Annotated in this window: 10 protein-coding genes and 1 riboswitch; of the genes, 2 read left to right on the forward strand and 8 right to left on the reverse strand. The window is 43.4% G+C overall.

Translation table 11 applies throughout. The features are described 5' to 3' along the window. Nucleotides 1–114 precede the first annotated feature (114 nt). From LFUMFP_RS09055 to LFUMFP_RS09090, 8 genes are all read right to left on the reverse strand, one after another. Nucleotides 115–1,539: an amino acid permease gene (locus LFUMFP_RS09055; RefSeq protein ID WP_025083971.1), complete on the reverse strand. Its 1,425-nt coding sequence runs from the start codon at nt 1,537–1,539 to the stop codon at nt 115–117. 121 nt (nt 1,540–1,660) lie between these two features. Further along, a riboswitch (Lysine riboswitch) is annotated at nt 1,661–1,838 on the reverse strand. 42 nt (nt 1,839–1,880) lie between these two features. Next, nucleotides 1,881–3,107: an NAD(P)H-dependent oxidoreductase gene (locus LFUMFP_RS09060; RefSeq protein ID WP_025083972.1), complete on the reverse strand. Its 1,227-nt coding sequence runs from the start codon at nt 3,105–3,107 to the stop codon at nt 1,881–1,883. Nucleotides 3,108–3,126: 19 nt separating this feature from the next. Further along, complete coding sequence (locus tag LFUMFP_RS09065) at nt 3,127–3,735, reverse strand: NADPH-dependent FMN reductase (protein WP_106483499.1); 609 nt, start codon at nt 3,733–3,735, stop codon at nt 3,127–3,129. Nucleotides 3,736–3,825: 90 nt separating this feature from the next. Beyond that, nucleotides 3,826–4,740 (reverse strand): FAD:protein FMN transferase, encoded by a 915-nt coding sequence (locus tag LFUMFP_RS09070; RefSeq protein ID WP_025083974.1) that lies wholly within the window; start codon nt 4,738–4,740, stop codon nt 3,826–3,828. A gap of 149 nt (nt 4,741–4,889) precedes the next feature. Then, a complete protein-coding gene (locus LFUMFP_RS09075; protein WP_233210645.1) occupies nt 4,890–5,399 on the reverse strand; it encodes a DUF3324 domain-containing protein in 510 nt (169 codons plus the stop codon). 764 nt (nt 5,400–6,163) lie between these two features. Then, a complete protein-coding gene (locus tag LFUMFP_RS09080) occupies nt 6,164–6,679 on the reverse strand; it encodes an Rrf2 family transcriptional regulator (protein WP_025083976.1) in 516 nt (171 codons plus the stop codon). 5 nt (nt 6,680–6,684) lie between these two features. After that, nucleotides 6,685–7,215: a hypothetical protein gene (locus tag LFUMFP_RS09085; protein ID WP_025083977.1), complete on the reverse strand. Its 531-nt coding sequence runs from the start codon at nt 7,213–7,215 to the stop codon at nt 6,685–6,687. A 110-nt stretch (nt 7,216–7,325) separates the two neighbouring features. Beyond that, entirely contained in the window at nt 7,326–7,838 is a 513-nt protein-coding gene (locus tag LFUMFP_RS09090; protein ID WP_025083978.1) for a GNAT family N-acetyltransferase, read from the reverse strand. 140 nt (nt 7,839–7,978) lie between these two features. Here LFUMFP_RS09090 and LFUMFP_RS09095 point away from each other — a divergent pair, with 140 nt between their 5' ends. Then, entirely contained in the window at nt 7,979–8,263 is a 285-nt protein-coding gene (locus LFUMFP_RS09095; protein WP_106483501.1) for a hypothetical protein, read from the forward strand. A gap of 392 nt (nt 8,264–8,655) precedes the next feature. Next, nucleotides 8,656–10,029, forward strand: a complete 1,374-nt coding sequence (gene nhaC, locus LFUMFP_RS09100; RefSeq protein ID WP_025083980.1) for a Na+/H+ antiporter NhaC — start codon at nt 8,656–8,658, stop codon at nt 10,027–10,029. The last annotated feature ends 348 nt before the right edge of the window (nt 10,030–10,377 follow it).

Genomic DNA, 10,377 nt, shown 5'->3' on the forward strand with positions numbered 1-10,377 from the left:
ACGCTTCCAAGCCAACTTCTTCCGTTTAGCTACGAGTAGCAAATTATTGCCATAACCCAGCCATAATCTGTTACTCTAGGCTATACTCAGAAGTTAACCAGGCTTGTCAGCGATCTATTTTTTCAAATCCACTTCTTCTAGTGGAATCAGCTTTGTTTTATGTTTAATTTTGTAATAAGTAAATAGCACGATGAATAATGGAATACTCATGTAGCTGACTCCGATGGCAGTCCAATCGAAGTTCTTGAAGGCTTGGATATCTTGGCCGACAATCACCAATACGCATAGGAACAATGCAAAGATTGGGCCAAATGGGAACCAACGAGCGTGGTATTTCAGTTCACTAACTTCATGGCCTTGCGCTTTGAAAGCACGTCGGAAACGATAATGTGACACGGCAATCCCGAGCCATGCGATAAAACCGGTTAGCCCACTGGCAGCGACTAAGAATAAATAAATCCGATCACCGAAGATACTCGTGACAAAGGTTAACGCACCAACAATCGTTGTCCCAATTAGCGCAGCAATCGGAATCCCACGGTTGTTAGTCTTAGCGAAAATCTTAGAAGCAAAACCTTGTTCAGCCATTGCCCATAACATCCGCGTTGAAGCGTACATCCCTGAATTAGCGGCCGATAGAACGGACGTTAAAATCACTGCGTTCATAATGCTGGCAGCCGACGCTAAACCAGCACGTTTGAAAACTAAGGTAAATGGACTAACGGCAATATTACTTTCGCTAGCGCCCAATAATGAATGACTGTCGTAAGGAATTAAACAAGCAATCACGAAGATTGATAGGATGTAGAATAATAAAATCCGCCAGAAAACTTGTTTGATGGCCTTCGGAATACTCTTTTCAGGCGTCTTAGATTCGCCGGCTGTAATCCCAATTAATTCGGTCCCTTGGAACGAGAATCCAGCGACAACGAAGACACTCAGAATCATTGGCATGCCGCCAACAAATGGTGCTTTATGGTACGTGAAGTTACTCAAACCAGTCCGATGACCACCCATGATCCCCAGAATCGTCAATAATCCGATGGCCAAGAAGATGAAGACCGTCACGACTTTAATTAAGGCAAACCAATATTCAGTTTCACCGAATGATTTAACACTAATCAAATTAATTAAGAAAATTAAGAATAACGCGACGGAACTAAAAATCCAACCGGGAATGTCTGGTAACCAGAACTGCATAACAATTGCGGCGGTACTCACATCGACCGCTAAAGTAATCGCCCAATTAAACCAATAATTCCAGCCCAACGCAAAACCGAGCGCTGGATCGACAAAGCGCGTTGCATAAGTTGAAAACGACCCCGAAACGGGTAAATACGTCGCCATTTCTCCTAAACTGGTCATCAAGAAGAAGACCATAATCCCAATCCCACAATACGCCAATAGCGCACCACCGGGACCCGCTTTGGCAATCGCCGAACCACTTGTGACGAATAACCCAGTCCCAATACTCCCACCTAAGGCAATCATCGACAGATGTCGGGTCTTAAGCTCACGTTTCATTTCATTTTGTGCCATATTTCTTTCGCTCTTTTCTTCATAGTTTCAAGAAAATCGCACCAACTCTGTGTCGATTAGCAAACAAAAAGAGTCTTTTTGTCTACTAAAAACGACAAAAAGACTCTACGTCTCATTTCAACCGTTGATAGCGCCCCGCAACAATTTGTTGCGACAGTTCTTGATTTATTCAACCAAGTCCCAACATCAATTGCATTAAGCCAACCGACATTTCGGCAAATTCCCCTTTCACCCTTCCTCATCGTTGCTTAATCAACTGAAAAGACTTACTCTTGGTTTTTGCGACCTCTTATCTTGTTAAAATTCAGTATAACGAACTTCACCAAGTCCGTCAATCACCTTTATGATTTTTTCGATGCACTTGAAACGGCATCTACAACTGGCATCGTTGGTTCTGCGGACGCTGCCGGAGCTGATTGGGTTTTCGAAGCGCTCGAAACCGCGTCAACTTGACCGCCCGCTAAAGTTTGCCCTGTTTGCGCCAAGTACCAATCAACAATCGGTTTGAAATCGAGGATGTATTCATTAATTCCCATATATTGGCCATCTGTCGCGTGCAATGCTTGATAGTTATGGACCACGAATTGGTCATCCCCATGCTTAGGCACGTGCATCCGGACGACATCTTGTTTACCAGCCCGTAATTGTTGAATCACCCATTCAACGTGTTTTTGTGCGGCCTTCGGATGACATTTCGCCAACGGATTACCGGCTTGACCGGGTTGGCGTGGTGCGAACATCTCGTCTGCCGGTTGGCGGTTTAAATTATAGTAGAGCGATTGATTATTGCTGTCAGCATAGGTAATTTCCATTGGCAATGACGCCAATAGTGCGTTGAGTTGATCGACGGTTAATATCCCGCGGTCAAGTTGCACGTATTGATTACCCGAAATCGCACCGACTTTGGCGGCCGCTTGTTCGACCCAATCTTCAGCTTCTTTATCGATGCCTTCGATGGTCGTGTCAATTGAACCACTCGCCGTTAAATCTTCAGTTGGCAACTCTTCTGGTTGGGGCTGATTCATCGCCTGTGTGACTTTAACAAATTGCAGGAATTTACCCAGACAAGTTTGTAAAAAGGCGACCGTGTCCGCGTCTTTCAAATTATGGGCATCGTCGAACGCTTCTTTAACCGTCCCTAGCAAGAATTCATTGCCAGGCATCACGACCGCGTTGACCCCTGGTGCATCTAGCACTTGGCGTAAATGCAATTGCGCCCGCGATGAACCTTGATCGTAATACGATGCGCCGACAATCATCACTGGTTTACCATCAAGCGGGTGGAGTTGATAAGACAACCATTCCAACGTATTTTTCAAACTGGCGGGAATCGTATGATTATGTTCCGGTGTGGCAATGATGACCCCATCCGCAGCCATAATCTTACGATTTAAATATTGAATCGCCGGATTGGCACTTTGATCATCATCTTGACTAAACATAGGCACATCGCGAATCTCAAGCACTTCAACGTCAACGATTTCTGCAAAATGGGTGGCGATATATTTCAACAATAACCGATTATAAGATTGTTCAGCATTCGAACCAACAATTCCAACTAACTTCATCTGAAACACTCCGTTCTATCTATAGATTCTCCCACGAAAAATGGGCCGCTTCTTTTTGAGCCATCTCATGCGCATGATTAAGTTGTTCGGTAATCCCAACAAACACGAGAAAATCGGCCAATAAACCATCGAGCTTCTGAACTTGATCCGCAGATTTCAATTGACCGTGTTCATCAAACGCGGCTAACGAATTGCCCAATAAGAATTCAGAACTAGGCATTACGCGTGCTTTAATTTCGGGTGCATCCAAAATCTGGCGTAAATGACTTTGCGCCCGCGATGAACCCAAACCACCATACGACGCACCGATAATCATCACCGGTTTATCGAGCAACGTATAAATCTTATACGATAACCACGCTAACAAACTCGTTAAGACGGCTGGGACTGAATGATCGTACTCTGGTGTGCTGATAATCACACCGTCCGCTGCGGTGATTTTAGCCGCAATCTCAGTCACGGCTGCCGGCACTTGAAAATCGCTTGGTTTATCGAATAACGGAATCTGATTCAAATCAATGATTTCAATCGTCGCTTCCGATTCAAACCGCTGTTGCATAAATTGCAATAGTTCCCTATTCGTCGATTGACGTGAATTACTACCCACAATTCCGATGAACTGTTTCATCTATATCAACTTCTTTCCGAAGAGTATGTGATTAAATAAACAAATATACCTTCTTAATGGTAATCAATTTCATTTACAAAATCAATCATTTTAAACTAAGCCGTTCGACTTCATAATCGTGCCATTCGCTGTCACAAGAATGCCTTCAATTCCCGGCGTCGCGTTAACCTGAACTAGAATTTCGGCATCGGGTAAACCGAATAAACGGGTCGTCCAAATTTCACCGGTGACTGATAAATCACTGATAATCGTCAAACTCAATAGATCGGTTTGAATCGGATAACCGGTCTGTCGGTCGAAGATGTGATGATAAGTCTGACCGTTGCGTTCTAAATGGCGTTCATAGATTCCCGACGTGACGACCGATTGATTCTGCACCAGCACCACGTCCAAATAGACGTCACGGGGTTCACGCGGATCTTGAATCCCAATCCGCCAGTTGCCATCAGATTGGCGTTGATTCGGCCCATAAGCTACGATATTACCGCCGAGATTGATTAAGGCTGATTGAACCGGCAAAGTCTTGAGTTCGACCATGATTAAATCAGCGATATAACCTTTCGCCAACGCGCCTAAATCAATCGCCATCCCCGCTTTAGCCAAGCGGACTTGGTGGGTATCATCGTTCAGTTCAATCTGGCGTGGATCAACTAACTGCATGACCGCCGTAATTTCGGCCGCACTCGGCACCCGCGCATCATCAAAACCAATCCGCCAAGTTTGAACTAACGGCCCAATCGTGATGTTCAAATTACCATTCGCAGCCAAACTATGTTGTTTGCCTAGTTTGATTAATTGGTAGAGTTCTGGTGCGACCGTCACCGCTTGTTGACCAGCGGCTAAATTGACCGCCATCAGTTCGGAAGTGTCATCATTGGCGCTAAAACGGTGTTCATATTCCGCTAATCGTCGTTCAACTAGCGCAATAATTGGTGCCGGTTGGTCGGCTTCAATTTGAATATCGATCACCGTTCCCATTAAATAGACCTGACTCGTTTCAAGCATTTGACCACTCCTTAATTGTGATTAGCTTACCATATTATCTAGGTCATCTCATCCAGTATCTGGCTCAATTGCCCTCTAAATGAGCCAGATACTTCCCATAAAAAAAGCCAATCACATAGCTCGTGATCGACTTCCTTCTATATTAATCATTATTCCGTTGGTTCATCTTCATCATTTTTACGACGTTTCCATAGTAACCAGATTAAGAACAAGATGATTACTGCTAGTAAGCCGATAATGATGTATGGCCACCAATTCGTCTTTGGTAATTCGACCGCTTTATCATTGTACTTATTCGCTTGTTGACGGGTAATTGTGAATTCCTTGGTCAGAACCCAGCTGCCCTTGTTACCTTTAATCGTCATTTTAAGTTGATAACGTCCCGCTTTTAACGGTTTATTCTTCAAATCAATACCGTAATTAAAATTCGAGTTGGGCGCCATCTGTAAGTCTGTTTTGTGATTTTGATACAGCACCTTTGATTGGCCTACTTTACGAATTTCAGCTTTCACATCCATTTCGCCGAGTGATTCAGCGCGGGTGTTTTGCAAGTTAGCAAGAATCGCCGTGTGCGAATTAACTAAGCCCTGTTTAACCGTCTGCAAGCGTAGATTGGGTTTAACGGCTGGTTGATCCTCTTGACGTAAGACCACTCCCACCACGTAAATCGATTGTTTAATTAGAGTCTGCCGTTAAATTAATGGCGCCATGTTATTTAGCACGCAACCTTTCATTGCTACAGACGGCTTTCTCGTCATTTTTTACAATTTTATTTATTCATTTCCTGCAAATATTACCCCGAAATAACCATTTTCGGCCACTAATCGCTAATCTCATCATAAATTAATGAACCACCAAAAAACAAAGACCAATTCTTACGAATAACACGATTCTTGCTGTTTTTAGTGCTAGTTTAGTTTTTGGAACAAGCATTTATTCCGATACCAATATATTTTTGCTAATCAAAAATAACCGGTAATCTTAAAATCAAGATGACCGGTTACTACTATCGTTACTGTTTAATTGATAATCAGAACGGATGGGTGCACTTTTTTAACGTGCTAATCCATGCAAGTCCCTGTGCTTAGCTACGTTTCGCAAACAAAGTCCATAACCCAGACTTTATTCACGAAACTAGGCTAATGCTCAGAACTTACCACATGGATGAGCACTCTAACCAAAACGCGCTTTTGGTTGCAACAACTTCCGCTTAATCTAAAATAACCGGTAATCTTAAGTACAAGATTACCGGTTATTTATAATTAATGCTCAGTTGCTACCGCAACCAAAAGCACTCTCATCTTAAACGCGCTTCTTGAGCTAGCTTCTTCCGTCTAGCTACAAATAAAGAATCATGACTAAAAACCAGTCATAATTCTTTATTTTAGGCTATACTCAGAAGCTGACCAGCTCAGTCAGCGCTCTACTTTAAATTTTTAATGACTTTCTGGATCAACATTTCGCGTTGTTCGGCCGATTGGTTCCAGTCGATGACTGGGATTGCTTCGTGGCCGATGGTTTCGATAATTAACGCTGAAACGGTTTGTTTCTTCAATTCGTTGGCCCATAACATATCGGCTTTGTGGAACGCTGCGTTAATAATCAGCGTTCCTTGTTTGGCAACCGGTTGGAAATCGTTGAAGACGGTATCCAATTTGCCGGAATCTGGATAAGACTTGATCTGACCTTCGGTGGCTAAAACAACGTCGTATATTGAGACTTCACTCGATGGACGTGCCAAAGTGAAACCACCGCTATTCCCAGAAGCCGATTTAACCAATCCCGCCACGACTAACCGTCGAATAATCTTGCGTAAGTATGTCTGCGAGCCACCCAAACGATGATGGATGACTTCTGATGAGATTGGGTGTTCCGGATCCTGAGTTGCTAGCAATACAATAATGCAAGTTGCTTGTTCAAAAGCCCGTGTCAGTTGCATCAGTCTTATCCCCTTTTTTTGATGAAGGTCCCTGAAGCTTGGTCTGGTTCTGCTTGAACCTCGAAATCATATTTCTTTAGAATATGTGCGACCTTTTTAAAACTTTCTTGATCGAACGTACTAATATTACCATTAATTTGTTCAATTTCAGCTTTATTGGCTAAATTACAAAATGCTTTTAATGCTAATTGTGCTAGACCGAGGTTTTGGAAATCATAAACGGCTAAGCGTGTTTCAGCACCTAACGTTTCTAAAACCGTCATGTGCATTTGTTTTTTCCATTTGTTCGTTTCAAATAAGAGTTGCGCTTGAAATTCGACCTTAGAATGACCGAACTTGTCCACATTAGCGTACGGTGTGTACACAAAAACTGAATTAGTTGTTTGTTGACTACCTTCTCGATAATCAGTATACACGATGTACTGATTAACTTTCTCATCATTCGCTTGATTCATACTCGATAGAATCGTTAAACTAGAATCCGCCTCAATTTTTGCCAGTTTTCTTGCAAAGGCTTGGTCATTTTCATTCGCCATTTGATAACCCCCATTTGTCTTTCATTCCGATTATACCACAGGTTAGTGATAAAAAGAGCATTTAACATGGCATTTTAATGAAAGCACTTTCTTTTTAATCTTGTGGACTTTCAGATAATTAAATAACGAAAGTACTGCACGGTTTGACCGCCTAAATAGGCTGGTAATTGAGTTTGATAGTCTGCTTGAAAGCCTAATTTAAGCAATAGTTTTTGTGAATCGCGGTTGTCTAAGAAGCACGCGGCGTTAAAAACCGTCACCGCTTGTGTTTGCTGATAATGTTGCATGATCGCAGGCAATGCGGTGCTCATCAACCCGTGTTTTTGAAAGGCTGGTAAGAGCGCAAAACTCAATTCATAGCCGGCCACACTGACTTGGTCGGCCGCTAAATTCGGTGCCAACATCACAATCCCACAAACTTCTTGCGTCGTTTTCAAGGTCAGCGCCCAAGCATCCGGATCCGTTTGCAACATCTGTAAAAAACGTTGGGCTTCTGCGTCAGATTGAAACGCCGTCATATTCAACGGTTGCGTCAGCTCTGGATTGCTACCAATTTGGTAGACCGCTTCCGTGTCGTTTGATTGAAATGCCCGAATTAATAATTGATTGGTTGTGATTATCATCCCTTAAAACTCCTTTGAATCAACTTTTTAGCGCGCTTAAACTTTATATTTCGGTTAAGGATAGGCAAAAAATTAGTCCTAGACCACTTTTTTCTTTATAATTAGTGTTGAAATTCACACAGTTGAAAGTTGGTAGCCCTATGACAATTCGCGATTATTTCCACGCATTCTCCACCGTCTCAGAACAAGCTGAAGCCTATGACTATCTGATTCAATTCATCAGTGACACCCCAGCTGATCTACATGATTATCCAAAAATCACCCAGATCTGCGATTGGGCGACCTACACTAAAAATAGTTTTCGGATTTGGACCGATTTTCCGATTCCAGAATTCGAAGCGCGATTCGTCCAACTAACCGGGATTAATCCTAGTGACTTCCAAATTGATTATAGCCATAATTTCAAAGATAGCAATTTTTTCTAAAACTTGCTGCTTGACTTTTATAGTTATCTATCGTAAATTTAATAACAATTCTTAAACACGTGTCATTCAAACCAAGTAGTGCATTATCTGTGGGTCAGGAAGTCGGTGGTTGCTGCGAACCGATCAGGGTAATGTTGTCGAAATACTGAATGCTAGTTTCGGTCGTAACAGGTCCGTTATCCCCTGTCAGAGTGGTTCACTGTCTTAAAATTGGTGAATTAACTGGGTGGTACCGCGGTTTCCTGATCGTCCCTATTTCGCATATGCGAGGTAGGGATTTTTTTGTGGAAGCGGAGGAGACCGATATGCAACAACGAACTTGCGGCGGCTTATTACGATATTATTTTTTGACGATTCAACCTTAGATTACAATATGAAAAGGATGTTTTAGCATGTCAAAAAAATCAATTAGTTTACTAGAGGCCAGCTTGGTCTTAATCGGAATGTTAATCATTATGGGCAGCGGCGTGATTATTTTTCATTTATCACCCCAAACCCCAGTACTTGCCACGATTGCTTTATTAATGTTGTGGGCCCGCATTCACCGTTTTGAATGGGCCGAGATTCATGGTGGGATTGAAGATGGTCTCAAAAGCGGGATTATCCCAATCATTATCTTCATTCTAGTCGGCGCGCTGATCAGTACTTGGATGGCAGCCGGCGTAATTCCAACCTTGATGGTTTGGGGGTTTCAAATCGTCAACGTGCATTGGTTCATCCCGTCGATTTTCGTCGTCTGCGCGCTCGTTGGGAGTGCCATCGGTAGTGCTTTTACCGTGATTTCAACGGTCGGCATCGCCTTCTTCGGGATTGGCGCTACCCTCGGTTTAGATACGACAATTGTTGCTGCCGCGATTATTTCCGGCGCGATTTTCGGTGATAAATCATCCCCCTTATCTCAATCAACTAATTTAACGGCCGCCGTTACCGAAACCGATTTGTTCGATCACATCAAGAACCTGATGTGGTCCACGATTCCTGCCTTTGTCGGCGCCCTAATTCTATACGCCATTATTGGCCACACGTCACAAGACGCTTCGTTGACCAAGATTCACACAACCGTCGCGATTTTGAAAGCTAATTCACACATTAGTTTATTGGCCTTAATTCCAATTATCTTAATTTTTGTTTGTGCCCGTTTAAAAATGCCGGCGATTCCCACGTTATTTTTGAATATTGCCGTTTCAATCGGCCTCGTCTTTTTCCACAATCCCCACACATCGCTCCAAACCATCGCCAACCTCATCGAAAACGGCTTCGTTGCGCATACTGGCAACCAAAGCATCAACGCTTTACTCTCACGCGGTGGTATTAACAGTATGCTCAGCACCGTCGCCTTAATCATCCTCACCTTAACCTTAGGCGGCTTGCTAATGCGACTCGGTTTAATCGAACGCGTGATGACGCCCTTGGCCAAACATTTGCAAACCCCTGGTCAATTGATCAGCGCGGTGATTGCTTCCGGCATTGGCGTCAACCTCTTTATCGGTGAAGAATTCCTATCCGTGATTCTGCCCGGCAAGGCTTTCAAATCAACTTTTGAAAAATCTGATTTAAGCAACCTCGCCCTCGGCCGTGCCCTAGAAGACGGCGGCACCGTCATCAACTACCTGATTCCATGGGGCGTCGCCGGCGTCTTCGCCGCCAACACACTAGGCGTCCCAACCCTCAGCTACCTACCATTCTGCTTCTTCAGCATCCTCTCCCCAATCTTCTCAATCCTAAGTGCAGTAACGGGGGTGGGGCTCAAACATAAAGAGCGCTGACAAGCCTGGTTAACTTCTGAGTATAGCCTAAAATGATGAATTATGACTGCCTTTTAGTCATGGTTCATCATTTGTAGCTAGACGGAAGAAGTTGGCTTGGAAGCGCGTTTTCGTTAGAGCGTGACTTGGGCGTTTAATCTTCGAGTATAACCTAATAATGATAATTGTGGTTGGTCTTGACCACGATTGTCATTATGTAGTTAGACGGAGAAGATTGCTCAAGGAACGCGTTTAGAGCGCTGACAAGCTAGTTAACTTCTGAGTATAGCCTAGAGTAACAGATTATGGCTGGGTTATGGCAATAATTTGCTACTCGTAGCTAAACGGAAGAAGTTGGCTTGGAAGCGT

This window comes from Latilactobacillus fuchuensis (assembly GCF_900258455.1).
Classification (GTDB): Bacteria; Bacillota; Bacilli; order Lactobacillales; family Lactobacillaceae; genus Latilactobacillus; species Latilactobacillus fuchuensis.

Coding starts and splice junctions, on each gene's coding strand:
- LFUMFP_RS09095 (WP_106483501.1), top strand. CDS start 7,979: ATGACAATTCGCGATTATTTCCACGCATTCTCCACCGTCTCAGAACAA.
- nhaC (WP_025083980.1), top strand. CDS start 8,656: ATGTCAAAAAAATCAATTAGTTTACTAGAGGCCAGCTTGGTCTTAATC.
- LFUMFP_RS09060 (WP_025083972.1), bottom strand. CDS start 3,107: ATGAAGTTAGTTGGAATTGTTGGTTCGAATGCTGAACAATCTTATAAT.
- LFUMFP_RS09055 (WP_025083971.1), bottom strand. CDS start 1,539: ATGGCACAAAATGAAATGAAACGTGAGCTTAAGACCCGACATCTGTCG.
- LFUMFP_RS09090 (WP_025083978.1), bottom strand. CDS start 7,838: ATGATAATCACAACCAATCAATTATTAATTCGGGCATTTCAATCAAAC.
- LFUMFP_RS09070 (WP_025083974.1), bottom strand. CDS start 4,740: ATGCTTGAAACGAGTCAGGTCTATTTAATGGGAACGGTGATCGATATT.
- LFUMFP_RS09065 (WP_106483499.1), bottom strand. CDS start 3,735: ATGAAACAGTTCATCGGAATTGTGGGTAGTAATTCACGTCAATCGACG.
- LFUMFP_RS09080 (WP_025083976.1), bottom strand. CDS start 6,679: ATGCAACTGACACGGGCTTTTGAACAAGCAACTTGCATTATTGTATTG.
- LFUMFP_RS09085 (WP_025083977.1), bottom strand. CDS start 7,215: ATGGCGAATGAAAATGACCAAGCCTTTGCAAGAAAACTGGCAAAAATT.